The sequence below is a fragment of the Streptomyces sp. NPDC091416 genome (assembly GCF_044756845.1).
GTDB lineage: Bacteria > Actinomycetota > Actinomycetes > Streptomycetales > Streptomycetaceae > Streptomyces.
Map to the genome: position 1 here is coordinate 511,747 of NZ_JBIVTU010000002.1, position 24,323 is coordinate 536,069.

At 71.0% G+C, this 24,323-nt stretch carries 23 protein-coding genes and 1 pseudogene; 10 read left to right on the top strand and 14 right to left on the bottom strand.

Going from position 1 to position 24,323, the window contains the following annotated elements:
* Window positions 1-72: 72 nt before the first annotated feature.
* Window positions 73-492 (top strand): GNAT family N-acetyltransferase, encoded by a 420-nt coding sequence (locus ACIQMX_RS09165; protein WP_402476509.1) that lies wholly within the window; start codon window positions 73-75, stop codon window positions 490-492.
* Between the two features lie 8 nt (window positions 493-500).
* Here the strand turns inward: ACIQMX_RS09165 and ACIQMX_RS09170 are convergent, their stop codons facing one another.
* Complete coding sequence (locus tag ACIQMX_RS09170) at window positions 501-1,259, bottom strand: hypothetical protein (RefSeq protein WP_402475991.1); 759 nt, start codon at window positions 1,257-1,259, stop codon at window positions 501-503.
* Window positions 1,260-1,396: 137 nt separating this feature from the next.
* On the opposite strand from ACIQMX_RS09170, the gene hemC reads away from it, so the two are divergent.
* Window positions 1,397-2,332 (top strand): hydroxymethylbilane synthase, encoded by a 936-nt coding sequence (hemC, locus tag ACIQMX_RS09175; protein ID WP_363065710.1) that lies wholly within the window; start codon window positions 1,397-1,399, stop codon window positions 2,330-2,332.
* Window positions 2,333-2,389: 57 nt separating this feature from the next.
* Here the strand turns inward: hemC and ACIQMX_RS09180 are convergent, their stop codons facing one another.
* Together ACIQMX_RS09180 and ACIQMX_RS09185 are read right to left on the bottom strand one after the other, a co-directional pair.
* On the bottom strand, window positions 2,390-3,604 hold the full coding sequence (locus ACIQMX_RS09180; RefSeq protein ID WP_402475993.1) for a glycosyltransferase: 1,215 nt from the start codon (window positions 3,602-3,604) through the stop codon (window positions 2,390-2,392).
* The gene (locus ACIQMX_RS09185) at window positions 3,601-4,401 is read right to left on the bottom strand and encodes a MerR family transcriptional regulator (RefSeq protein WP_402475994.1); all 801 of its coding nucleotides are present in this window, start codon (window positions 4,399-4,401) and stop codon (window positions 3,601-3,603) included. Before ACIQMX_RS09185 ends, ACIQMX_RS09180 begins: the two co-directional genes overlap by 4 nt.
* A gap of 338 nt (window positions 4,402-4,739) precedes the next feature.
* Here ACIQMX_RS09185 and ACIQMX_RS09190 point away from each other — a divergent pair, with 338 nt between their 5' ends.
* The gene (locus ACIQMX_RS09190) at window positions 4,740-5,159 is read left to right on the top strand and encodes a VOC family protein (RefSeq protein WP_402475996.1); all 420 of its coding nucleotides are present in this window, start codon (window positions 4,740-4,742) and stop codon (window positions 5,157-5,159) included.
* Here ACIQMX_RS09190 and ACIQMX_RS09195 read toward each other — a convergent pair.
* Complete coding sequence (locus ACIQMX_RS09195) at window positions 5,156-5,764, bottom strand: DUF4291 domain-containing protein (protein ID WP_402475998.1); 609 nt, start codon at window positions 5,762-5,764, stop codon at window positions 5,156-5,158. The genes ACIQMX_RS09190 and ACIQMX_RS09195 overlap by 4 nt on opposite strands.
* Window positions 5,765-6,059: 295 nt before the next feature.
* Here ACIQMX_RS09195 and ACIQMX_RS09200 point away from each other — a divergent pair, with 295 nt between their 5' ends.
* Complete coding sequence (locus ACIQMX_RS09200; protein WP_402476000.1) at window positions 6,060-6,782, top strand: VC0807 family protein; 723 nt, start codon at window positions 6,060-6,062, stop codon at window positions 6,780-6,782.
* A gap of 77 nt (window positions 6,783-6,859) precedes the next feature.
* Here ACIQMX_RS09200 and ACIQMX_RS09205 read toward each other — a convergent pair whose 3' ends face one another.
* On the bottom strand, window positions 6,860-8,359 hold the full coding sequence (locus ACIQMX_RS09205; protein ID WP_402476001.1) for a CoA-acylating methylmalonate-semialdehyde dehydrogenase: 1,500 nt from the start codon (window positions 8,357-8,359) through the stop codon (window positions 6,860-6,862).
* Between the two features lie 203 nt (window positions 8,360-8,562).
* Window positions 8,563-8,855, bottom strand: a pseudogene (locus ACIQMX_RS09210) (5-deoxy-glucuronate isomerase); the annotation flags it as partial.
* A 126-nt stretch (window positions 8,856-8,981) separates the two neighbouring features.
* Here ACIQMX_RS09210 and ACIQMX_RS09215 point away from each other — a divergent pair.
* The 4 genes from ACIQMX_RS09215 to ACIQMX_RS09230 all read left to right on the top strand — a co-directional run bounded on the left by ACIQMX_RS09215 (window position 8,982) and on the right by ACIQMX_RS09230 (window position 12,946).
* A complete protein-coding gene (locus ACIQMX_RS09215; protein WP_402476003.1) occupies window positions 8,982-9,353 on the top strand; it encodes a peptidoglycan-binding protein in 372 nt (123 codons plus the stop codon).
* A 369-nt stretch (window positions 9,354-9,722) separates the two neighbouring features.
* Window positions 9,723-9,920 (top strand): MarR family transcriptional regulator, encoded by a 198-nt coding sequence (locus tag ACIQMX_RS09220; protein WP_363065694.1) that lies wholly within the window; start codon window positions 9,723-9,725, stop codon window positions 9,918-9,920.
* 158 nt (window positions 9,921-10,078) lie between these two features.
* A complete protein-coding gene (locus tag ACIQMX_RS09225; RefSeq protein WP_363065692.1) occupies window positions 10,079-10,387 on the top strand; it encodes a heavy-metal-associated domain-containing protein in 309 nt (102 codons plus the stop codon).
* 105 nt (window positions 10,388-10,492) lie between these two features.
* Window positions 10,493-12,946 (top strand): heavy metal translocating P-type ATPase, encoded by a 2,454-nt coding sequence (locus ACIQMX_RS09230; protein ID WP_402476005.1) that lies wholly within the window; start codon window positions 10,493-10,495, stop codon window positions 12,944-12,946.
* A gap of 588 nt (window positions 12,947-13,534) precedes the next feature.
* Here the strand turns inward: ACIQMX_RS09230 and ACIQMX_RS09235 are convergent.
* On the bottom strand, window positions 13,535-14,833 hold the full coding sequence (locus tag ACIQMX_RS09235; protein ID WP_363065688.1) for a citrate synthase: 1,299 nt from the start codon (window positions 14,831-14,833) through the stop codon (window positions 13,535-13,537).
* 129 nt (window positions 14,834-14,962) lie between these two features.
* Window positions 14,963-17,293 carry an ATP-dependent RecD-like DNA helicase gene (locus ACIQMX_RS09240; protein ID WP_402476007.1) on the bottom strand — a complete coding sequence of 777 codons (2,331 nt, stop codon included), beginning with the start codon at window positions 17,291-17,293 and terminating at the stop codon, window positions 14,963-14,965.
* Window positions 17,294-17,720: 427 nt separating this feature from the next.
* On the opposite strand from ACIQMX_RS09240, the gene ACIQMX_RS09245 reads away from it, so the two are divergent.
* Window positions 17,721-18,248: a hypothetical protein gene (locus ACIQMX_RS09245; RefSeq protein ID WP_402476008.1), complete on the top strand. Its 528-nt coding sequence runs from the start codon at window positions 17,721-17,723 to the stop codon at window positions 18,246-18,248.
* Between the two features lie 50 nt (window positions 18,249-18,298).
* On the opposite strand, the gene ACIQMX_RS09250 is transcribed toward ACIQMX_RS09245, so the two are convergent.
* Complete coding sequence (locus ACIQMX_RS09250; protein WP_402476009.1) at window positions 18,299-18,946, bottom strand: NAD(P)-dependent oxidoreductase; 648 nt, start codon at window positions 18,944-18,946, stop codon at window positions 18,299-18,301.
* A gap of 125 nt (window positions 18,947-19,071) precedes the next feature.
* Here ACIQMX_RS09250 and ACIQMX_RS09255 point away from each other — a divergent pair, with 125 nt between their 5' ends.
* Entirely contained in the window at window positions 19,072-19,428 is a 357-nt protein-coding gene (locus ACIQMX_RS09255; protein WP_402476512.1) for a winged helix-turn-helix transcriptional regulator, read from the top strand.
* Between the two features lie 31 nt (window positions 19,429-19,459).
* Here ACIQMX_RS09255 and ACIQMX_RS09260 read toward each other — a convergent pair whose 3' ends face one another.
* The 5 genes from ACIQMX_RS09260 to ACIQMX_RS09280 form a co-directional block, all read right to left on the bottom strand.
* On the bottom strand, window positions 19,460-19,858 hold the full coding sequence (locus ACIQMX_RS09260) for a VOC family protein (protein ID WP_402476011.1): 399 nt from the start codon (window positions 19,856-19,858) through the stop codon (window positions 19,460-19,462).
* Window positions 19,859-19,933: 75 nt separating this feature from the next.
* A complete protein-coding gene (locus tag ACIQMX_RS09265; protein ID WP_402476012.1) occupies window positions 19,934-20,776 on the bottom strand; it encodes an endonuclease/exonuclease/phosphatase family protein in 843 nt (280 codons plus the stop codon).
* A gap of 373 nt (window positions 20,777-21,149) precedes the next feature.
* Complete coding sequence (locus ACIQMX_RS09270; protein ID WP_363065674.1) at window positions 21,150-21,977, bottom strand: sugar phosphate isomerase/epimerase family protein; 828 nt, start codon at window positions 21,975-21,977, stop codon at window positions 21,150-21,152.
* The gene (locus ACIQMX_RS09275; RefSeq protein WP_402476015.1) at window positions 21,974-23,119 is read right to left on the bottom strand and encodes a dihydrodipicolinate synthase family protein; all 1,146 of its coding nucleotides are present in this window, start codon (window positions 23,117-23,119) and stop codon (window positions 21,974-21,976) included. Before ACIQMX_RS09275 ends, ACIQMX_RS09270 begins: the two co-directional genes overlap by 4 nt.
* Window positions 23,120-23,156: 37 nt before the next feature.
* Window positions 23,157-24,308, bottom strand: a complete 1,152-nt coding sequence (locus ACIQMX_RS09280) for a Gfo/Idh/MocA family protein (RefSeq protein WP_402476017.1) — start codon at window positions 24,306-24,308, stop codon at window positions 23,157-23,159.
* Window positions 24,309-24,323: the final 15 nt, after the last annotated feature.

Consider the following 24,323-nt stretch of genomic DNA (forward strand, 5'->3'; position numbering starts at 1 on the left):
GGCGTACTCCGCTCGCGGTATGCCCGCCGCGCGGCCCGGCCCGATCCCGAAAGGCGTTCCATGGACAATCCGGTGGAAATCCGGCACGCCACGACCGTCGCCGAACTCGAGGCGGCCCAGCACCTCTACGACGGCCCGGCACGCCCGGAGTGGGCGGCCCGCTTCCTCGCCGCGGACGGCCATCTGATGGTGATCGCGTACGTGGCCGGCGTTCCGGCGGGCTTCGTGTCCGGCATCGAGATGCTGCACCCGGACAAGGGCGCGGAGATGTGCCTGTACGAACTCGCGGTCGACGCGCCCTACCGCCGACGCGGCATCGGCAGCGCGCTGACACGGGCGCTGGCGGCGGCGGCCGAGGCGCGGGGCTGCTACGACATGTGGGTCGGCGTGGACCTCGACAACGAGGCCGCGCAGGCGACGTACCGCTCGGCGGGCGCGGTGGACGACGGGCGTTTCGCGATGCTGACGTGGGGGTTCGGGGCTGCGGAGTGAGCGGGGCTTCAGCTCTTGAGGTCGGTCATGAGGTCGCGCATGTCGCTGATCAAGGCGGCCTTGTGCGGGGCCAGGTCCGGCAGTTCCACCGCGCCGTCGGGCGGCCGCCCGTCGCCTTCGAACGCGGTGTAGGACATCAGGCGCAGCGAGAGCACCGCCCCGCCTTCCAGCACCCGAAGCTCCAGCTCCCCGCTCTCCGGGGAGAGCAGGTACGCCTTGTCGCCGAGCTCCGGAACCGCCTCCACCTCGGTGCCCGGCTCGACGCCGAGATCGGTCACGTTCCGCTCGGCTTCGAACTCGACAGCCGGGTCGGTCTTCTTGTGCAGGGCGATCTCGACCCTGACGGTGTATCCGACGGACCAGGCCGACTTGTCCGCCCGTCGCTGTCCGCTCTCGGACCGCAGCGGGATGGAGCACTGAGCCCGGTCAAGGGCGGCATGCCGCAGCATCTCCGCTTCGAACCGGTCCGCCGGCTCTCGCGGCGAGATCGCCGCCCCGATCGACCTCAGCCGCACCACCGCGCAGGGGTCCTGCCCCAGCCGGTACCCGTGCATATCAGGCCCCCCGTCCCGCGATCCGTCCGTGAACAGCACCGCACCCCACACGGCCGACGCCACCACGGCCCCGCCGAGCGCCCACAGCCACCTGGGCCCGGGCCCGGGAGCTCGCGGCGGGCGCTCTCCCACGGACTGTGGACCGGAGTGGTCCAGCACGTCGCGTGCGTAGGGTGCGTCGAACTCCCCCGCCATCTCCGGCTCGGAAATCATCCCGCTCCCCCTCGGCCGCCCGTCGTACCCGCTCCCTCAACACCATGGTTCCCTAAGGCCCGCCCAGCCGGGGACCGTTCCCGAACAGCCGACGGTGGCGGGCCGATTTCCTGACCTGACGCTCTATCATGGGCGCCATGTCAGCCCTCGATCTGATCCGCATCGTCTCCCGCGACTCCCCCATGGCACTCGCCCAGGTCGAACGGGTCCGTGCCGAACTGGCCACGCTCCATCCGGACATCCGTACCGAGGTCGTGCCCGTCAAGACGACCGGCGACAAGTGGATGGGCGACCTCAGCGCGGTCGAGGGCAAGGGCGCGTTCACCAAGGAGGTCGACCAGGCGCTGCTCGCCGGTGACGCCGACCTCGCCGTGCACTGCGTCAAGGACATCCCCGCCGACCGGCCCCTGCCCGCCGGGACCACCTTCGCCGCGTTCCTCCAGCGCGACGACATCCGGGACGCCCTGGTCCACCCGGCCGGCGTACGCCTCGACCAGCTCCCGCCCGGCACCCGGATCGGCACCTCCTCCGTGCGGCGGTCCGCCCAGCTCGCCGCGTCGCACCCGCACCTGGACTGCGTACCGATGCGCGGCAACGCGAACCGCCGCATGGAGAAGCTCGCCGCCGGGGAGGCCGACGCGCTGCTCCTGGCGGTCTCCGGCCTGGAGCGCATCGGCCGTACCGACGTGATCACGGAGGTGCTGTCGCCGGAGGTCATGTGCCCGCCGATCGGCGCGGGCGTCCTGGCTCTCCAGTGCCGCGAGGGCGACGCCGGACTCATCGACCTGGTGAGCGCGCTCGGCGACCCCGCCACCCACCGCGAGACCACCGCCGAGCGGATGTTCCTCCACGTACTGCAGGGCCACTGCAACTCGCCGATCGCCGGGTACGCGCAGGTGGAGGGCAACGGCGAACTCTCGCTCCGGGCCAAGGTCTTCACTCCCGACGGCAAGACGGTTCTCAACGCCCACGAGTGGGCCGGCCGCCTCGACCCCGCCACCCTCGGCACCGCCGTCGCCGTGGCCCTTCTGCGCCAGGGGGCGCGCGAACTGATCGACGGCATCGCTCACTGAGCGGGCGGAGCCGGACCTCCACGTCCGGACGGGCCGTGGGCGAGGAACGGATTGACGTCATCCACCGGTCAGCTGCCGGACGGCCTTGAGCACCTGGCCCGCCCCGTCCTCGGCCACCAGTTGCCGCGCCGCTCCTGCGGCTGCTCGGCCGTGTGCCTGCTCCTTCACCACTCGGTGAAGCGAGTCGGCAAGCCGTTCGGCGGTGAGGGACCGGAAGGGGATCGGGTCGGTGGCGGCGCCGATGGCGGCAAGCCGCGCCGCCCAGAACGGCTGGTCCGCGGTCACCGGTACGGTGACCGCCGGCACTCCGGCGCGCAACGCGGCGGCCGCGGTGCCGGCCCCGCCGTGGTGGACCACCGCGGCCAGCCGGGGAAACAGCGGGGCGTGCGGTACGTCCCCGATCGTGAGCACGTCGTTCCCGTCGGCGGAGAGCCCGGCACTCCCGGCTTGCAGGATCCCGCGCAGCCCTGCGCGGTGCAGGGCTTGCACAGCGATCTCGCTCAGCCGCTCCCCGTCACCGGACGCCATGCTCCCGAAGCCGATGAGGACGGGTGGGGGTCCGGCCCGCAGGAAGTCCTCCAGATCAGCGGGCAGCCGTTGGGCCTCCTCGTGAGGGGGCCACCAGTTGCCCACGACCTCCAGGCCGGGGCGCCAGTCGGTGGGGCGGGGCACCAGGGCCGTGCTGAAGCCGTGCAGGACGGGCCACTTCGCCCGTGTCTGTCGCCGACGCATCCCGGAAGGCGAGGCCGGGGGCAGCTGGAGGCGCCGGCGCAGCTTTGCGACGGCCTGCTCATAGACACGGTCGGCCATGCGCAGTGCGAAGCGTCCGGCGGCTCGGTTGGCGAGACGGCCCAGTGAGCGGGAGCCGGTGACGACGGGCGGGAAGTCGCCGGTCGGTTCGGTGGGTTGGAGGTACACCCCGAGGCTCGGTGTGCCCGTGGCCTCGGCGAGGTGCCAGCCGAGCGGAGCCGTGGTGGTCGACAGCAGGAGCAGGTCCGTGCCGGCATCCATCACGTCGGCGAAGCCCTGACCCAGTTCACTGATGAACGCGGCAGCCGTGCGCATGAGTTCGCGATGGCCCGTGACGCCGCCAGGCGTCCGTGCATCGGCGGGGAGGCTGCGGAATCTCAGCCCTGCGTCGCGTACGAGGGGCGCGAAGGTGTCCGTGGTGGCGAGGGTGACGTCGTACCCGGCCCGGCGCAGTTCGGTACCCAGACCCGTGTAGGGCGCGACGTCGCCGCGTGACCCGGCTGCGGCGATCAGGATCCTCACTGGTCCTCCTCGGAAACGGTACGGACCTCTGCGTGGCGGGCCGCGTTGGCGTGAACCGCCTTGCGCGTATAGGCGGCCAGGCCCGGGCGCTGCTGCGACGGCGGGATGACCAGGGCGAATGCGCGCGGGTCGGCGACGAAGTCGTCCGCGATGCGCCGGTGCATGTCGGGCGGGCAGGAGGTGAACCATCGCGAGATGTGCAAGCGGTGCTCCTCGGCGAGGTCCATGGCCCGCTCGCCGTCGCACGGCTCGCCCTCGTCGAAGGCCGCGATCAGCTCGGCGCGCCAGACTGCGGCCTCACCCATGAGCTGACGCCAGTCCTCCTTGGTGTGAGCGGCCGCACGCGCCATCGCCCCGCGCTGTCCGTCCGAGTGCGCCCACTTCAGTTCTGCCTCGGTGGCGTAGCTCAGGTCGAAGGTGATCTCGCCGAAGACCTCGAAGCGTTCCTGAGGAGTCAGGGAGACCCCGGTCCGCTGGACCTCGATCGCCCGTTCCGCCACCTCGGCGAGCCGCTGCAGCCTGGCGATCTCCCCAGTCAGTTCCCGCTGCCGCGCCCGGAGCCGCTCCAGGGGGTTGACCTGAGGATCCTTGAAGATCGCGGCGATCTCGTCGAGTGCGAAGCCGAGCTCCCGGTAGAAGAGGATCTGCTGGAGGCGGACCAGGTCGGCCTCGCTGTAGAGCCGGTATCCGGCGTGGCTGCGGTCACTGGGCGAGAGCAGCCCCGCCTTGTCGTAGTGATGCAGTGTCCTCACCGTCACACCGGCGAAGGCCGAGACCTGGCCCACGGAGTAGCTCATCCACCCGCCCTTTCGTCGGTCCACAGCCTCAAGCCTGACGTAGGGGGAGGGTCAACTCCCGCTCACCGGGTGCCGGAGCGGGCGTGGACCGGTGCCCGGCAGTCCGCGTTCATCGCATGGTGATTGCCCACGCGACGAGGCCTGCACGGTCCAACCGGACGGTCCCGACGAGGCGCCACCGCGACAGACCTGTGCCGGTGAACGACGGCAGCGCGGCGTTCGGGGGCACGGGCTTGGAGGGGGACGCCCCAGGCCCCTTCCGCGCCCGCACCGCGGCGGAGCCGCTCAGGGCCGGGCCAGTCCCGGAGCCGGGTGTGAGCCTGTGGCAGGATCGCGGGATGCTGCGACTCACCGATTTCATCATCGACTGCCCGGACACGATGAAGCTCGCCGCTTTCTACTCCGAGGTGACCGGCCGTCCGGTCAAGGCGGACAGCTCCGAGGACTGGGCCGGTATCAAGTTCGGCGAGATCGAGCTGGCATTCATCCGGGTGGACGACTACCGCGCTCCGCAGTGGCCCGACAGCGAGCACCCCAAGCAGTTCCACCTCGACTTCGAAGTGGACGAGATCGAGTCCGAGCAGCGCCGCGTGCTCGAACTCGGCGCGACGCTGAGGCAGGACTTCATCGGCCCCGAGGGCTACGGCTGGCAGGTCTACACCGACCCGGTCGGCCACCCGTTCTGCCTGTGCCGCAACAAGGGCGTCGTCTGGACGGACCAGGGTCCGACCTGGCCCGGGCGCGACCAGGGCATCTAGGGCACCCTCACGCCGGTCCCGGGGGTCGCCTCCGGCGCCGGGTAGTCCCGTTCGTCCGGCAGCAGCCGGGCCGCCGCATCGTCCCGGCCCGCCCGCACCAGTTCATGGATCTCCCGGGCGAGCGGGGTGACATCGCGTATCGCCACCGTCCACTCGTCCGCGTACCGCCGAGACGCCTCCCCCGCCAGGCCCAACTGGAGCGAGCGGTAAGGAAGCCGGTTCAGACGCAGGTCCCGCTCCGGGTCCCACTGGACGCGGGCCGGGGCGTGGCGGAGGTTGCGCTTCCAGGTGGCGAGGTCGGGGTGCAGGCCCCGCTCGTAGTGCGAGAGCTCGGCGTTGGCCAGCGCCCAGTCGAAGCCCTCGCGGGTGATCTCGACCGCCAGGACCGTCTCCTGACCCTCCTTCGCCGCCCAGCCGCAGCGATACATCATCCACAGAAAGCTCGGCTTGATCCACGTCATGCGATCACGCTTCCAGGCGGGCGGGAAGCGGCCGTCGCGGGCTGCGGGGAGGCCCAGGGACGGGGAGTACGCCTGATAGACCGTGACGGTCGTATCGGTATGGAGCGCGCGGATCTCGTGCTGCGGGGGCTGCGGTGCGGTCATGGGGACATCCCAGCAGCGGCGGGTCGTGGCGGTCGAGCGGGTTTTGTGGCCGTCGGCGGGAAGTCGGAAGCGAAGGCGCGCTCGGGAGGGGTCCCGGGCGGGTTCGGATGCGTGGTTGAACGCCTGCGTGGCTCCCCACTCCCGTTCTGGCCGGGCCGTGTCATCCGTCGACGCTGACATTCGTCATACGGAGATCGGTACACCCGGCTCTGCCGGGGACCGGGGTCCGGCGGCCAGTCTGTACGTATCGAGAGCGGGAGCCGCGAGGGCGCCGCCGATACGGGAGGAACCCGTCATGAGCAGCCCGGTCGCCACCGTCACCGCACCTGTTGCCGGCGTTCCGTCCGGTGCCGTTGCGTTCTCGCCCCGCAGGGCCCTGCTGGAGAGCATGACGCCGCTGCTCGTGGATGTGGCGGTGCCGCTCGCCTCGTACTACCTGCTGAAGGCGGCGGGGATGGGCACGTTCGGCGCGCTGGCCTGGAGCAGCGTGGTGCCCGGGGTGCGGACCGTGTGGGGTGTGGTGCGCGACCGGCGGTTCAACGGGCTCGCGGCGCTCATGGTGAGTGTCAACGCCGTGGGGCTGCTGCTGAGCCTGGTGGCCGGTGACCCGCGGCTGATGCTCCTCAAGGACAGCGGGGTCAGCAGCACGATCGGTCTGGTGGTCCTGGTGACCGCGCTGCGTGGACGGCCGATGATGTCGGCGGCGCTGCGGCCGTGGCTGACGCGGGGCGAGGCGGACAAGTCCGCTGCGTACCAGCGGCTTTCGGCGGAGTCCGCGGAGTTCCGGCGGGCGGAGGTCCGGTTCTCGACGGTGTGGGGTGCGGCGCTGCTGGGCGAGTGCGTGGTGCGGGCCGTGGGGGCGTACACCGTGCCGGTCGAGACGATGGTGTGGGCCGGGACCGTGGTCCTGGTGGCCGCGATGGTGCTGGCGTTCGTCGTCTCGGGGCGGGTCGGGGTCGTACCGATGGAGCGGATGATCGAGGAGGCGGCCGGCGCGGAGCGCGAAGCCGGTCGCTGACCTCGTCAGGAACCGCTGAAGGGCCACTCCGGGGGAGTGGCCCTTCAGCTCTGTGCGTGTCAGGGGCGGGCGGTGCGTCAGTGGTTGCTGGGGAAGCCCAGGTCGACGCCGGCGGGGGCGTCGGCCGGGTCGGGCCAGCGGGTGGTGGTGACCTTGCCGCGGGTGTAGAAGTGCACGCCGTCGTTGCCGTAGATGTGGTGGTCGCCGAAGAGCGAGTCCTTCCAGCCACCGAAGGAGTGGTAGCCCACCGGCACCGGGATCGGGACGTTGATGCCGACCATGCCGGCCTCGATCTCCAGCTGGAAGCGGCGGGCGGCGCCGCCGTCGCGGGTGAAGATCGCGGTGCCGTTGCCGTACGGCGAGGCGTTCATCAGCGCCACGCCCTCCTCGTACGTGTCGACGCGCAGCACGCACAGGACCGGGCCGAAGATCTCGTCCTTGTACGCGTCCGAGTCGGTGGAGACGCGGTCCAGGAGGGAGAGGCCGATCCAGTGGCCGTCCTCGAAGCCCTCGACCGTGTGGCCGGTGCCGTCGAGGACGACGTCGGCGCCCTGGGCGGCAGCCCCGGTCACGTAGGAGGCGACCTTGTCGCGGTGGGCGGCGGTGATCAGCGGGCCCATCTCGGAGGTGGGGTCGTTGCCGGGGCCGATCTTGATCTTCTCGGCGCGGTCCTTGATCCGGGCCACCAGGTCGTCGGCGACGGAGCCGACCGCGACGACGGCGGAGATCGCCATGCAGCGCTCACCGGCGGAGCCGTAGGCGGCGGAGACGGCGGCGTCGGCGGCGGCGTCGAGGTCCGCGTCCGGGAGGACCAGCATGTGGTTCTTCGCACCGCCGAGCGCCTGGACGCGCTTGCCGTTGGCGGACGCGGTGGCGTGGATGTACCGGGCGATCGGGGTCGAGCCGACGAAGGAGACGACGGCGACGTCCGGGTGGTTCAGCAGGCCGTCGACGGCGACCTTGTCACCGTGCAGGACGTTCAGCACGCCGTCGGGCAGACCGGCCTCGGAGGCCAGCTCGGCCAGGAGGTTCGCGGCCGACGGGTCCTTCTCGCTCGGCTTGAGGACGAAGGTGTTCCCGCAGGCGACGGCCAGCGGGAACATCCACATCGGGACCATGGCCGGGAAGTTGAACGGCGTGATGCCGGCGACGACCCCGATCGACTGGCGGATCGAGGAGACGTCGACCCGGCTGGAGACCTGGGTGGACAGTTCGCCCTTGAGCTGGGTGGTGATCCCGCACGCCAGCTCGACGATCTCCAGGCCGCGGGCGACCTCGCCGAGCGCGTCCGAGTGCACCTTGCCGTGCTCGGCCGTGATCAGCGCGGCGATCTCGTCGCGGTGGGCGTCCAGCAGCGCGCGGTAGCGGAACAGGATCGCGGTGCGGGCGGACAGCGACGAGGCGCCCCACGTCGCGTACGCGTCCTTCGCGGCGGCCACCGCGGCGTCGACCTCGTCCGGGGAGGCGAGCGCGACCCGGGTGGTGACGGCTCCGGTGGCCGGGTCGGTGACCGGGCCGTAGTTGCCCGACCCGCCCTCGACGGTCTTGCCACCGATCCAGTGGTTGACGGTCTTCATGCGGTGTCTCCTTCAGAGTGGGTGGCGGCGTCGGCCGGTGTGGCATCGTCGTTCGTACTCTTCCCGTGCGGGGACCGACGACGGGCAGAGTGGGCCTTTTCGGCTACGTCAACATCCCACCACGCCCGTGCCGCAGGGGGGCCCGACACTGTGTATGCCGTTTCGGTACCCGCGTAGACAGAAGGAGCACGGCCCGGGGAGCCGCACAGGCCGGCCCGCGCGGTCCGACGGGATACCTCCGGCGCGGGGCCGTAGCGAGCGGGGAGCTTCGCTCGCACTTCGCTCCTGCCAGGGCGAAGCGGCCGCCTGCGCCGGAGGCGATCTGTGCATGGGCGTCACGCGGTACGTACGCGAAGGCGGGCCCCCCGCTGAACACGCTCTTCCGGCCCAGCAGTTCAAAGATCTCATCTGAGGTGTGCACCGTACAGCCACCGGTCAACGACAGTACGGTCCACTCGCTCTCCCCGGTGACAAGTGCGTGAACTCCTTCCGGCTCCCGGCCCCGGCCGCCGTCCCGGGAGTGACGTGACGGCGGTACGCGGTGTTGTCCCCGGAGAGAGGACGGAGCCCGCCGCCCCGGCGCCCGGCCACCGTCACCGCATCGTTCGAGGAGTACCCCACCGTGATCCGTACGACTCCGTCGTTCCGCCGCTCGGCCCAGGGTTCGGCCCTGGCCGCGCTCGCCCTGGCCGCCGCTCTCGCCGCGGCGCCCGGCGCCGCCGCCGACGCGGCCAACGTGCCCCCGCCCGGCTCCAGCCCCGTCTGCGCGTTCTACGACGGGGACGGGACGACCGCCTTCGGCGAACAGGGCGAGCGCGTCTCCCAGGTGCAGTGCATGCTCGCCAACCGGCGCTACCTGCCGTGGGAGGCGGTCGACGGCGTGTTCGGAGCCCGGACCCTCGTCGCCGTCCAGCGCTTCCAGGCCGACCACCCGCCGCTCGTCCCGGACGGACTCGTGGGCCCGCGCACCTGGTCGGCGCTCTGGCACGCCTGACGACCGGGGTGCGTCCGGGGCCCCTCGGGCACCCCGGGCGCACCCGCCGCCTGCCATCGGCCCTCGCACCGGCCTTCCGGCGGCACGCGGGGCCGTCCAGGCATTCCGGGCCACGGCACTCGCACCGTGCGCCCTGCACGCCACTCGCGCCCTGCGTGTTCCTTGTGTCCCTTCCGTCTCAGTGGTGACTCCCCCGTCACGCATGTCTCCGTTACGCGGGTTTTCCGTCACAGGCGATCGACAGGCCCGCCCGACCTCCCGTCGCCCTCGTTCACCCGCCAGGGGCTGAGTGATCGACAGCCTCCGTGCCGCAGCTCCCCCGACGGCCCCCCGGCCACCGCTGCGGCGCAGCGCAGAGAGGTGGCACGCATGACGGACACAAGGCTCTGGTCCTACAAGGACATCGCCGCACACATCCGGGTGCAGCCGGACACCGTCCGCTCCTACCGCAAGCACGGTCTCCTGCCGGCTCCGGATCACGTGGAGAGCGGAAAGCCCTACTGGTACGCGGACACCGTCCGCGCCTGGGTCGCCGCCCGGCCCGGCAACCGGGGACGGCGGGAGTGACCGTCCGCTCACCCGGTCGGCCCACAGTCCCGGGGACCACTCGCGTTTATACCCCCTAGGGGTATAGAGTCATCAGAGTGGAAGCGCACCGGCCTTCCCGGAGTCCCCTGGGGCCCCTGCCGCCACATCCATTTGTGCTCGTCGAAGAGGAGAACACGATGACCGCCGAGACCCAGCTCCCCCAGGCGACCGGCTCCTGCTGCTCGCCCAGCGGCTCCTGCCACGACAGCGCGGACCCGGGCGCCGGGCAGGGCGGCGTGACCACCGTCTACCAGGTGACCGGCATGACCTGCGGGCACTGCGAGGGCGCGGTCTCCGAGGAGATCTCCGCCATCGAGGGTGTCACCTCGGTGAAGGCCGTGGCGTCCACCGGACAGGTGACGGTGGCCTCCCGGGCCCCGCTGGACGACGAGGCCGTACGCGCCGCGGTCGACGAGGCGGGTTACGAGCTCGCCGGCCGGGCCTGACCGCATCGGGATCCACGGCACCCGCATCACCCCTTCGCCGCCGGGCCGGGCCGACCAGCAGATACTGGTGGGGCACGGCCCGGTCGGCGTTTCAGGAGTTCGGACATGCACAGCGCAACAGATGTCGAGGCCGCGACGGCGGAGAGCTCGCAGGCCGAGTTCACGATCGGCGGGATGACCTGCGCGTCCTGCGCGGCCCGCGTCGAGAAGAAGCTGAACCGGATGGACGGGGTCAGCGCCACCGTCAATTACGCGACGGAGAAGGCCCGGGTCTCCTTCGGCCCCGGGACCGGCCTCGCGGACCTGATCGCCACGGTCGAGAAGACCGGCTACACGGCGAAACCGGTACCCCGCCCGCCCGCTCCGCCCGCTCCGCCCGCCCCGGCCGCCCCGGCCGCCCCGAAGCAGCCTCCCGCACCGGCGACCGCAGCGACCGCCCTGCCGGCTGCCGGCGAACACACAGCGACCGCCGACGGCCCCGCACCGGCCCCGGAGACCGGTGACGGGACCGAGAACACCGCCGACACCGCCGAGACCACCGCCGACACCGCCACCGGTACCCGCGCGGGCACCGACGACGGCCCCGCCGCCGCTCTCGCCGCCCTGCGGCAACGGCTCGTCGTCTCGGCCATCCTCGCCGCCCCCGTCGTGCTGCTCGCGATGATCCCGGCCCTCCAGTTCGACAACTGGCAGTGGCTCTCCCTCACGCTCGCCGCCCCCGTGGTCATCTGGGGCGGGCTGCCCTTCCACCGCGCCGCCTGGACCAATCTGCGGCACGGCGCGGCCACCATGGACACCCTCGTCTCGGTCGGGACCCTCGCCGCCTTCGGCTGGTCGCTCTGGGCCCTGTTCCTCGGCGACGCCGGAATGCCGGGCATGCGGCACGGCTTCGACTTCACGGTCTCCCGCGCCGACGGTGCCTCCACCATCTATCTGGAGGTCGCGGCCGGGGTCGTCACGTTCATCCTGCTGGGCCGCTACCTGGAGGCGAAGTCCAAGCGGAAGGCCGGTTCCGCGCTCCGGGCGCTGATGCATCTGGGCGCCAAGGACGTCGCGGTCCTGAGGAACGGCACGGAGGTACGCGTCCCCGTGGGCCGGCTCGCCGTCGGTGACCGCTTCGTCGTCCGCCCGGGCGAGAAGGTCGCCACCGACGGCAGCGTCGTCGAGGGCGCGTCGGCGGTGGACGCGTCCATGCTCACCGGCGAGTCCGTCCCCGTCGACGTGCGCCCCGGGGACCCCGTCACCGGCGCCACCGTGAACGTCTCCGGCCGGCTCGTCGTCGAGGCGACCCGGGTCGGCGCCGACACCCAGCTGGCCCGGATGGCCCGGCTCGTCGAGGACGCCCAGAACGGCAAGGCCGAGGTGCAACGGCTGGCCGACCGGATCTCCGCGGTGTTCGTCCCCGTGGTCCTGGTGATCGCCCTGGCGACCCTGGTCGCCTGGCTGCTGGTGACGGACGACGTGACGGCCGCGTTCACGGCCGCCGTCGCCGTACTGATCATCGCCTGCCCGTGCGCCCTGGGCCTCGCCACCCCGACCGCCCTCATGGTCGGCACCGGACGCGGCGCCCAGCTCGGCATCCTCATCAAGGGACCCGAAGTCCTGGAGACCACCCGCCGCGTCGACACCATCGTCCTCGACAAGACCGGCACCGTCACCACCGGCAGGATGACCCTCCAGACCGTCCACACCACCGACGGCACCGACGAGACCGACGTCCTCCGCCTCGCCGGAGCCCTCGAACACGCCTCCGAACACCCCATCGCCCAAGCCGTCGCCACCGGAGCCACCGACCGCACCGGCACCCCACTGCCCACCCCCGACGACTTCACCAACATCCCCGGACTCGGCGTCCAGGGCACCGTCGAGGGCCACGCCGTCCTCGTCGGCCGACCCCGACTGCTCGCCGACGCCGGAATCGGCATCCCCGACACGCTTGCCGCCGCGATGACGGAGGCGACCGCTCAGGGCCGTACCGCTGTCGCGGTCGCCTGGGACGGCGAGGCACGCGGTGCCTTCGACGTCGCCGACGCGGTCAAGGAGACCAGTGCGTCGGCCGTCGCCGACCTGCGCGCACTCGGCCTGACCCCGATCCTGCTGACCGGCGACAACCGGGCGGTCGCGGAATCCGTGGCCCGCGCCGTGGGGATCGACGAGGTCCGCGCCGAGGTGCTCCCCGAGGAGAAAGCGCACGTCATCGAGCGCCTCCAGGCCGAAGGGCGTTCGGTCGCCATGGTCGGCGACGGGGTCAACGACGCCGCGGCACTGGCCACCGCGGACCTCGGTCTGGCGATGGGCACGGGCACGGACGCCGCGATCGAGGCGAGCGATCTGACGCTCGTTCGTGGAGATCTCAAGGTGGCAGCCGATGCCATCCGGCTCTCCCGACGCACCCTGGCCACCATCAGGGGCAACCTTTTCTGGGCATTCGGCTACAACGTTGCCGCCCTACCCCTTGCGGCATTTGGCCTGCTCAACCCTATGATTGCTGGAGCGGCGATGGCCTTCTCCTCGGTCTTCGTCGTGACGAACAGCCTGCGCCTGCGCTCCTTCACGTAATTTCCACAAAGAGACTTAGATCACACCGATTCAGGGGTAACCATTCGGTGGGTTCGCGAGTCTAAGAGTGCGATGCCAAAAGGATGTCTTGGGGGACGTCCGACGGAGGGTCTTGGGGGACGCTCCGGGCACGCGTTGGCCGGGGCACGTGCACCGGGGAGCTTTGAGCGGCCCTCCCGTCCGTACGTACCCCGGCAGACCGCAGGCGGCACGCGCAGGCGGTACGAGGAAAAGCGCAGCACCAGCACGACCCAGCAGTACCGAGGAACCCAGGAGCTTCGGCTCCCACTGAACGCCCGGCCGGATCCCGTGGGGGGAATCCGCTCCGGGACATGGGAAGCGCCTCGTTGTCGGCCCGTGGGGGGATCGACGGCGGGGCGCTTCTCGCTTTCCGGCGGGAGCGCTCCCGCCGCTTGCGCAGGCGCGGGCGCGCCGGGAAGGCTCCACGCAGCGGCGCCCGGGCAGGCTCCACGCAGCGGCACCCGGGCAAGCAAATCGCCCCGGACACCGCGCTCTGTGCGAAAGCGCGGCAGTCGGGGCGAAGGCAGCCGGCCCGCGGGGCCGGGGTGGTGCGGGGTGGTCCGGAGGTCAGCGACCCTCGACCGGGACGAAGTCGCGCAGGACCTCGCCGGTGTAGATCTGGCGCGGGCGGCCGATGCGGGAACCCGGCTCCTTGATCATCTCGTGCCACTGGGCGATCCAGCCCGGCAGGCGGCCGATCGCGAAGAGCACGGTGAACATCTCGCTCGGGAAGCCCATGGCCCGGTAGATCAGACCGGTGTAGAAGTCCACGTTGGGGTAGAGGTTGCGCGAGACGAAGTACTCGTCGTTGAGCGCGTGCTCCTCCAGCTTGAGCGCGATGTCGAGCAGCTCGTCGGACTTGCCGAGCGAGGACAGCACGTCGTGCGCCGCAGCCTTGATGATCTTGGCGCGCGGGTCGAAGGACTTGTACACCCGGTGGCCGAAGCCCATCAGGCGGACGCCGTCCTCCTTGTTCTTCACCTTCTGAATGAAGCTGTCGACGTCGCCGCCGTTGGCCTGGATGCCCTCGAGCATCTCCAGCACCGACTGGTTGGCGCCGCCGTGCAGGGGGCCCCACAGCGCGGAGATGCCGGCGGAGATCGAGGCGAACATGTTCGCCTGCGAGGAGCCGACCAGACGCACGGTGGAGGTCGAACAGTTCTGCTCGTGGTCCGCGTGGAGGATGAGCAGCTTCTCCAGCGCGGAGACGACGACCGGGTCCGGCACGTACTCCTGGGCGGGGACGGAGAAGGTCATGCGCAGGAAGTTCTCGACGTAGCCGAGGTCGTTGCGCGGGTAGACGAACGGGTGACCGATCGACTTCTTGTAGGCGTACGCCGCGATGGTCGGCAGCTTGGCCAGCAGGCGGATCGTCGAGAGGTGGCGCTGCTCCTCGTCGAACGGGTTGTGGCTGTCCTGGTAGAACGTGGACAGCGCGCTGACGACCGAGGACAGCATGGCCATCGGGTGGGCGTCGCGCGGGAAGCCGTCGAAGAACCGCTTGACGTCCTCGTGCAGCAGGGTGTGCTGGGTGATCTCGTCCTTGAAGCCCGACAGTTCGTCGGCCTTCGGGAGCTCACCGTTGATGAGCGTGTACGCGACCTCGAGGAACGTCGACTGCTCGGCGAGCTGCTCGATCGGGTAGCCGCGGTACCGCAGGATGCCCTGCTCGCCGTCGAGGTAGGTGATGGCCGATTTATAGGCAGCGGTGTTGCCGTATCCGCTGTCCAGCGTCACCAGACCGGTGTTCGCCCGGAGCTTCCCGATGTCGAAGCCCTTGTCGCCGACGGTGCTGTCGATCACCGGGTAGGTGTACTCGTCATCGCCGTACCGCAGTACTACAGCGTTGCTGGTGTGCTCGCTCACGTCATCCCTCACCGACGTAGTGCCTCTTCTTCGAGGTTCCCTGACTGTCTCCACCCTCCCCCATTTGGCTCAGGAGAGTGCACTCGGGGTCGTCCATTGGACCTACTCGCGGCACTGAGTGCCGCGAACTTATTCATCCTGCCCCCTTGACTGCGGTTGCGGAAGACCTCCGTGATGTTTCCCACCGATTTGATCGATCATTTTTTCCGAGGATCCTCCTTCCGTACCTCCGCGCAGCCGGTGATCCAGCGCCGTACAGCGCCTGCCTGCGGAAACCGTGCGGACCGCCTGACCGATCGCCTGCCGGGAGCCGACCAGCACGACGAGCTTCTTGGCCCTCGTCACGGCGGTGTACAGCAGGTTCCGCTGGAGCATCATCCAGGCGCTCTTGGTCACGGGGATGACGACGGCCGGGTACTCACTGCCCTGGGAGCGATGGATCGTCATGGCGTACGCGTGGGACAGCTCGTCGAGCTCGTCGAAGTCGTAGCTGATCTCCTCGTCCTCGTCCGTGAGCACGCTCAGCTTCTGTTCGTCCAGGTCAAGAGCGGTGACGACGCCGACGGTCCCGTTGAAGACACCGTTCTCCCCCTTGTCGTAGTTGTTACGGATCTGGGTGACCTTGTCGCCGACGCGGAACACCCGGCCGCCGAACCGCTTCTCGGGCAGCCCGGGGCGGCCCGGGGTGATGGCCTGCTGGAGCAGCCCGTTGAGATGACCGGCCCCGGCGGGACCGCGGTGCATCGGGGCCAGCACCTGCACGTCCCGGCGCGGATTCAGCCCGAACTTGGCCGGAATCCGGCGGGCCGCGACGTCCACCGCGAGCACCCCGGCGTCCTCCGTCTCGTCCTCCACGAAGAGGAAGAAGTCGCTGAGCCCCTGGGTGAGGGGCGGTACGCCCGAATTGATCCGGTGGGCGTTGGTGACCACGCCGGACTGCTGGGCCTGACGGAAGATGGTGGTCAGCCGGACCGCCGGGACGGGGCTGCCGTCGGCGAGCAGGTCCCGCAGCACCTCCCCCGCGCCGACCGAGGGCAGCTGGTCCACATCGCCGACCAGCAGCAGATGGGCGCCGGGCGCCACGGCCTTGATGAGCTTGTTGGCGAGCAGCAGGTCGAGCATGGACGCCTCGTCGACGACGACGAGGTCGGCGTCGAGCGGACGTTCCCGGTCGTACGCCGCGTCGCCACCCGGCTTGAGCTCCAGCAGCCGGTGCACGGTGGAGGCCTCGGCGCCCGTCAGCTCGGAGAGCCGCTTGGCCGCCCGCCCGGTGGGCGCCGCCAGCACCACCTTCGCCTTCTTCGCGCGGGCCAGCTCCACGATCGAGCGGACGGTGAACGACTTGCCGCAGCCCGGCCCTCCGGTCAGCACGGCCACCTTCCGGCTGAGGGCGAGCCGCACGGCGGCCTCCTGCTCGGGCGCGAGCGTCGCCCCGGTACGCCCCGCGAGCCACTTCAGCGCCGCGTCCCAGTCCACGTCCCCGAAGGCCGGCATCCGCTCCTCGGGCGTCCGCAGCAGCCGACGCACCTGGGCGGCCAGGGCGATCTCGGCGCGGTGGAACGGCACCAGGTACACGGCCGTGACCGGCTCTCCGCCCTCGGGCGACGGCACCTTCTCCCGTACGACGCCCTCCGGCTCCGCGGCGAGCTCGGCCAGGCACTCGATGACGAGCCCGGTGTCGACCTGGAGGAGCTTGACCGCGTCCGCGATCAGCCGCTCCTCCGGCAGGAAGCAGTGCCCCTGGTCGCTGGACTGCGACAGCGCGTACTGCAGCCCGGCCTTCACGCGCTCGGGACTGTCGTGCGGGATGCCCACGGCCTGGGCGATCCGGTCAGCGGTCAGGAAGCCGATGCCCCAGACGTCGGCGGCCAGCCGGTAGGGCTGGTTCTTCACGACCGAGATCGAGGCGTCCTCGTACTTCTTGTAGATGCGGACGGCGATGGAGGTCGAGACGCCGACGCTCTGGAGGAAGACCATGACCTCCTTGATCGCCTTCTGCTCCTCCCACGCGGCGGCGATCATCTTCGTCCGCTTGGGCCCGAGCCCGGGGACCTCGACCAGGCGCTTCGGCTGCTGCTCGATGATGTCCAGGGTGTCCACGCCGAAGTGGGTGGTGATCCGGTCGGCCATCACGGGCCCGATGCCCTTGATCAGCCCGGAGCCGAGGTAGCGGCGGATGCCCTGGATCGTGGCGGGAAGGATCGTCGTGTAGTTCTCGACGGTGAACTGCTTGCCGTACTGGGAGTGCGAACTCCATCTCCCCTCCATCCGCAGCGACTCACCGGGCTGGGCGCCGAGCAGCGAGCCGACGACGGTGAGCAGGTCGCCCGCCCCGCGCCCGGTGTCGACGCGCGCGACCGTGTAGCCGTTCTCCTCGTTGGCGTACGTGATGCGCTCGAGTACGCCTTCCAGGACGGCCATGTTCGGCGTGGAGGGGGCCGTGGACGACGTGGTGGACATGGTGGTGACGGTACTTGGCCGCGCTGACAGCGGTGACCCGCGCCGGAAACTGACGCACGCCGAACCCTCGGCGCTCCCTGATCCGGTCGCGGACCCCGGCCGACATGCTGATCGAAGAGCGCTCCGTTGCCCTGCATGCGGCGGCCGCCGGACTCGGCGTCTCCACGTGTCTGACGATCGGCGGCATGATCGGTGCTGCCGCGCTGCCGCGCTGCCGACCGAGAAGCGCCCCGACCCGGTGGATGCGCCGGCCGTCTTCATCGCTGCCGCACATGCGGAGGCGTCGTGCTGACCTCCGACGCCGGCGACGTCGAGGCGTACGCCGCCACGCTGCCGGGGGCCGACGTGTCGGCCGTGGCTGTGTGACCCCCGGGGCGCCGGCGCAGTTCGTATCGGGCTTGTCAGAGGCGGTGGTTACGCTGCGGAAATGAACAACAAGACCTGGGAAGCCCTGGCGGCGACCCCCCTCCCGGAAGTACGGCGCCGCGCGACGGTCATGGACGGGCTCGCCGGCGTCGAACCGGTGGCGGTGCCCGGCGCGCACCGCCTGGCCTGGAACGACCGCGGCGGCCAGTCCGCGGTCTGGTACTTCGCGGAGGACGGCCGCGTACTGCTGCTGACGTTCGACCACGAGTCGGATCTCAACCTGTACGCCGAGGACGACTTCGCCCTCCAGGAGTCCTTCTACGAAGGCGTCCCCGAAACCCTCGTCGCCCTGGTCCGCGACCGTCCCGAGAACTACGAGTCGCTGAACCTCACGGACCCCGCGACGGGCCGGACGATTCACTACGCGGGCGGTGTCTTCTGGTACGACGGCACGGCCTGGCACGTGTCCGAGGGCCTGGCGGAGTACTGCCGCCGCGAGGACGCGGACCTCTTCGGCGAGTCAGGCTTCGACTACTGCCTGCGCGGCTACCTCTTCGGCGCCGACTTCGCCGCCCCGGAGGCCTCGTAGGAGTCCGGAGCACACGAGGACGGCCCCGGACAGACACCAGGGCCGCTTCTTCAGCCCGCCACCGCGGTGAGCGAGCGATGGTGCTTCGGGGACTCGATCTCGTCGATCAGCGCGACCGCCAGGTCCGCGTAGGAGAAGGACGGGGCACCGTCGGCCATCACCTGCTCCGCGCCCGTCCGGTACCGGCCGGTGCGCGGTGCCTGGTCGTCCAGCATCACGGGCGGCGGGGCGATGACCAGCCAGTCGATGTCCGTCTCGGCGGCGCGGAGCGCGTCGAGTTCCGCGGTGTGCCCGAGCGAGAAGGCCCGTGCCTCCTCCGGGAAGCCTGGGGCGTCGTGGACCGCGACGCCCGGAGCGGTCTCCAGCGTGCTCCCGATCCCGATCAGGACCAGCCGGCCCACCCCCGCACGGGCCAGGCCGTCCAGCAGTGCGTGGGCGGCGCTCACGTAGAACTCGTCCGAGGGCATGTCCAGCCGGCCCGCGGCGCTGATCGCCGCGTCGTGCTCCGCCGCGACCTCGGCGACGCTGTCCGCCCGGGTGACGTCACCGGCGACCACGCTCACGCCGGCGCCCAGGTCCCCGTGCTTCTCCGGATCCCGGACGACCGCGGTCACCTTGTGCCCACGCGCCACAGCCTCCGCGACCGCACGCCTGCCGGCCCGTCCGCCCGCTCCGAAAACGACGATTCTGCTGCTCATGGGGTTCCCCTCACCAAGGCCCGCGGACCGCCGGCCGATGCAGCGGACGCTAGCCCCGCACCCCATGGTTTCCGCAACGATAGTTACGTACGCTCGTCAGGGTGAGCCAACCACTTGATCCCGAAATGTTCACGGCCTGTTCCCCTGCCACCTCGCCGCTCCGACTCGGCGGCAAGTGGACCGCGAAGATCATCAGGTGCCTGGAGGACGGCCCCCGCCGCTTCTCCGAACTGGAGGTACCGCTGCGCGGCATCACGCCGAAGGTGCTGACCGAGACCCTGCGGTCGATGGAGCGCGACGGACTCGTCACCCGTACCGTCGGCGGCGGGGTTCCCCCACGGGTGGACTACGAACTGAGCCCGCTCGGGCGGACGCTGCTCGCACCGATGGCGGCCTGCTGCGCGTGGGCGGCGGCGCATCTGCCCGAACTGGAGGGTGCGCGGGAGGCGTACGGACATCCGGCACGCAGTTCCGCTTCGTGAGGGACTCTTCCTCCGGAGGGTGCCGGGCGGGTCAGGGCATCGGCCTGTCGCCACCGCTCGGCGCGTGACTCAGGTCCACGACGCAGAAGATGTTGTCGTCCGGATCGGCGAGCACGACGAAGTCGGGGTCGGGCGGGTAGTGGTCCCAGTCGACGGTCCGCGCGCCGAGACCGACCAGTCGCCGGACCTCCGCCTGTTGTTCCCCGGCCGTGTCCGCGAAGAGGTCGAGGTGGAGACGGGGGTACGGCTCCGCCGGGGAGTCGCTGCGCAGCAGGCCGAGGGCCCGGCCGGAGCCGTCGGGGCGAACGAGCGTCCGCCAGGTCTCGCTCTGCCGGTCCTCGGCGGCGACCAGGTTCAACGCCGCTGTCCAGAAGGCCACTGCGCGGGGAAGGTCCGTGACACCGATGACGGGGATTCCTAGTCTCAGCATGAGCGCGAGCCTAAGGGCTGTCCGGTACCGATCCTTGATACGGAAGTCTCCGGCCGTGAGCGGCGCCGGGCCTCGTCAGGCCCGCTTCAGATCGGCGTGCACCAGATCGTGGTCCGAGTACGGGGTGAGATGCACGCCCTGTCCGAGCGGGGTGAATCCGCGCAGGAAGATGTAGTCGAACTTGCTCCGCCAGTCGGTGGTCGGCTCGCAGGTACCGGCGGCCGAGGGACCGCACCCGGGGTCCGCGTCACTGAACAGACGCCACATCTCCGCGAGTTCGGCGGACTCCGGTACCGCGTTGAAGTCACCGAGCACGATCGTGCGGTCGTGCCGGGCGACCGCCTTCGCCAGGACCCCGGTCTGCTTGGCGCGGACCGATTCCTGACGCCGCTGGGCCAGGTGCGTGTTGAAGACCCGGACGGGCCGGCCGTCCACGAGCGTGGTGACGGCCAGGTACCCGCGGTCCTCGGAACCGCCGTCCGGGTACTCCACGTTCACGGGGTCGGTCATCGGAGCGGCCGAGAGAATCGCCTGGCCGAATCCTCCCGGGCTCCAGGGCACTCCCCCGCAGCGGCTCCAGTTCTGCAGGACCGATCCGTATGTGACGTGGTAGACCAGCCCGTACAGGTACCGCAGGTGGTCCCGGATCCTCTCGACATCGCCCACGCACGCCTCTTGCAGCCCGATGACCTGGGGCGCGTACGTGGCGATCTCCGCCGCCCGGCCGGCGTTCTGCCCGCTCCCCTTGCAGGGATTGCAGATGTTCCACGTCATGACGCGGTTCGGCACGACCTTTTCCGGCGCACCGGCCGGCAACGGCAGGGCGACATGGGCATCGTTCGGTGCGCTGGGTCCGACGAGCAGCACGCACGCCACGAGCAGCACACCCACGAGCCCCCGCACGCCGGTTCCGGTCACCTTCGCCTCCTCGGAGCAGGGATACACACCGTCATGTGAGGTCTGTCCGGACGAGGTTATGCGACGGGTCGCGAACGGCACATGAGCTGCTCTGGCTTCGTCGCGGCATGGCATCGGACGATTGCGGGCGCCGGCCCCGACAGGGCGCGCCGCTCGCAGGATCCCCCACTCGTCCCGTCCCGCCACGCGAGACGGGGCCCGGTCTCCCGACCGGACCCCACTCGCTGTCCCCCCTCGGTCGGGGCTTCCCCCAATCCCCCCGGATCCCCTCCCCGGAAGCGTCCGACGAAAGACAAGACCCGGCAGGATGCCCAAGGGTTGTACGCCTCGGCGACTTTTCACCCCGGAGGCCGGAACGGCCGGATCCGCGGGTTCAGCAGGCGTGCTCCACGTACCGTGCCGCGACCTCCGCCAGGACCTCCGCGCCGTCGCGTGCCCACAGCGCCTCGTTGAAGATCTCCACCTCGATCGGGCCGTCGAAGCCGGTGGCCTCCACCGCCGTGCGGAAGGCGCGGAAGTCCACGCTGCCGTCGCCGATCTGGCCGCGGCCCAGCAGCACGCCCGCCGGGAGCGGGGTGATCCAGTCGGCGAGCTGGAAGGAGTGGATGCGGCCCCCCGCGCCCGCGCGGGCGATCTGGGCGGGGGCCTGGTCGTCCCACCAGAGGTGGTAGGTGTCGACGACCACGCCGACCTGGTCGGCCGGGAAGCGTTCCGCGATATCCAGGGCCTGGGACAGGGTGGAGACCACACAGCGGTCCGAGGCGAACATCGGGTGCAGCGGTTCGATGGCCAGGCGCACGCCCCGTTCCGCCGCGTAGGGGGCCAGTTCGGCCAGTGCGTCCGCGATGCGTTCGCGGGCACCGTACAGGTCCTTGCTGCCTGCCGGGAGGCCGCCCGAGACCAGCACCAGGGTGTCCGTGGACAGGCCCGCCGCCTCGTCGAGCGCCGCGCGGTTGTCGTCCAGGGCGCGGGCCCGCTCGGCCGGGTCGAGCGCGGTGAAGAAGCCGCCCCGGCAGAGGCTCGTGACGGTGAGCCCGTGGTCGGCGAGGAGGGCGGCGGTGCGCTCGACGCCGTACTCCTGGACCGGGGCCCGCCACAGTCCGACCTTGTCGACGCCCGCCTTGGCGCAGCCTTCGGCCAGCTCGGGCAGCGACCACTGCTTGATGGTCTCCTGGTTGATGGAGAGCCTGCCGTCGCTCATCGGGTGCCTCCGTTGACCGTGAGAAGCGCGCGCATCCGGGACTCGGCCAGTTCCGGGTCGGGGAACAGGCCCAGGCGGTCGGCGAGTTCGTACGCCTTCGCCAGGTGCGGCAGCGAGCGGGCCGACTGGAGTCCGCCCACCATCGTGAAGTGGTCCTGGTGGCCGGCCAGCCAGGCCAGGAACACCACGCCCGTCTTGTAGTAGCGGGTCGGCGTCCGGAAGAGGTGGCGTGACAACTCGACCGTGGGGTCGAGGAGTTCACGGAACCCCTTGGTGTCCCCGGTGTCCAGGACCCGCACCGCGTGGGCGGCCAGCGGGCCGAGCGGGTCGAAGATGCCGAGCAGGGCGTGGCTGAAGCCCCGGTCGTCGCCGGCGATCAGCTCGGGGTAGTTGAAGTCGTCCCCGGTGTAGCACCGCACCCCGCTCGGGAGGCGGCGGCGGACGTCGATCTCGCGCTCCGCGTCGAGGAGGGAGATCTTGATGCCGTCGACCTTGTCGGGATGTTCGGCGATGACCTGGAGGAAGGTGTCGGTGGCCGCGTCCAGGTCGCCGGAGCCCCAGTAGCCCTCCAGCGCCGGGTCGAACATCGGGCCGAGCCAGTGCAGGACGACCGGTTCGGTGGCCTGGCGCAGGAGATGCGCGTACGTGTCCAGGTAGTCCTGCGGGCCCTTCGCCGCGGCGGCGAGGGCGCGCGAGGCCATCAGGATGGCCTGGGCGCCGCTCTCCTCGACGAGGGCAAGCTGCTCCTCGTACGCGGAACGCACCTCGGCGAGCGTGGCCGGACCCGCGGGGAGCTGGTCGGTGCCGACGCCGCAGGCGATGGCCCCGCCGACGGACCTGGCCTCGGCGGCCGAGCGGCGGATCAGCTCGGCCGCACCGGCCCAGTCCAGGCCCATGCCGCGCTGGGCGGTGTCCATGGCCTCGGCGACACCGAGACCGTGCGACCAGAGGTGGCGGCGGAAGGCGAGCGTGGCGTCCCAGTCGACGGCGGCCGGTGAGTCCGGGCTGATGTCGGCGTACGGGTCCGCCACGACATGGGCCGCGGAGAAGACCGTACGGGAGGCGAGGGCCGAGCCGCCCGGAGCGAGAGCCAGCGGGGTGGCGCGGGGCTCGTACGGGCCCTGCGGGAGGTGGATCGTCATGAGGTCAACTCCGGTGCGACGGGGATGCGGCGCTGCGTCACAGGTTCAGCTCCGGCACGTCGAAGCGGCGGCCCTCGGCGGACGACTTGAGGCCGAGCTCGGCGAGCTGGACACCGCGCGCGCCGGCCATGAGGTCCCAGGTGTACGGCTCGTCGAGCACGATGTGGCGGAGGAACAGCTCCCACTGGGCCTTGAAGCCGTTGTCGAAGACCGCGTTGTCGGGGACTTCCTGCCACTGGTCGCGGAACGACTCGGTGACCGGGAGGTCGGGGTTCCAGACCGGCTTCGGGGTGGCCGAGCGGTGCTGGACGCGGCAGTTGCGCAGACCCGCGACGGCGGAGCCGTGGGTGCCGTCGACCTGGAACTCGACGAGCTCGTCGCGGTTGACCCGGACCGTCCAGGAGGAGTTGATCTGGGCGACCGCGCCGCCCTCCAGCTGGAAGATGCCGTACGCGGCGTCGTCCGCGGTCGCGGCGTACGGCTTGCCGTGCTCGTCCCAGCGCTCGGGAACGTGCGTCTGGACGTGCGCCTGGACGGTGGTGACCCGGCCGAACAGCTCGTGGAGCACGTACTCCCAGTGCGGGAACATGTCGACGACGATGCCGCCGCCGTCCTCCGCGCGGTAGTTCCAGGAGGGACGCTGGGCCTCCTGCCAGTCGCCCTCGAAGACCCAGTAGCCGAACTCGCCGCGTACGGAGAGGATCTCGCCGAAGAAGCCGCCGTCGATGAGGCGCTTCAGCTTGAGCAGGCCCGGCAGGAAGATCTTGTCCTGGACGACACCGTGCTTGATGCCGGCGTCCCGGGCGAGGCGGGCGAGATCCAGGGCGCCCTCGACGTCGGTGGCGGTGGGCTTCTCGGTGTAGATGTGCTTGCCCGCCGCGATGGCCTTCTTGATCGCCTCGACGCGGGCCGAGGTGACCTGGGCGTCGAAGTAGATGTCGATGGTGTCGTCGGCGAGGACCGCGTCCAGGTCGGTCGACCACTCGGTCAGACCGTGCTGCTCGGCGAGTGCCTCCAGCGCGTGGGCGCGGCGACCGACGAGGACCGGCTCGGGCCACAGCACGTCGCCGTTGCCGATGTCGAGGCCGCCCTGCTCGCGGATCGCGAGGACCGAGCGCACCAGGTGCTGCCGGTATCCCATGCGACCCGTGACGCCGTTCATGGCGATGCGCACTGTCCTGCGTGTCACGAAAGTTCCTCCATA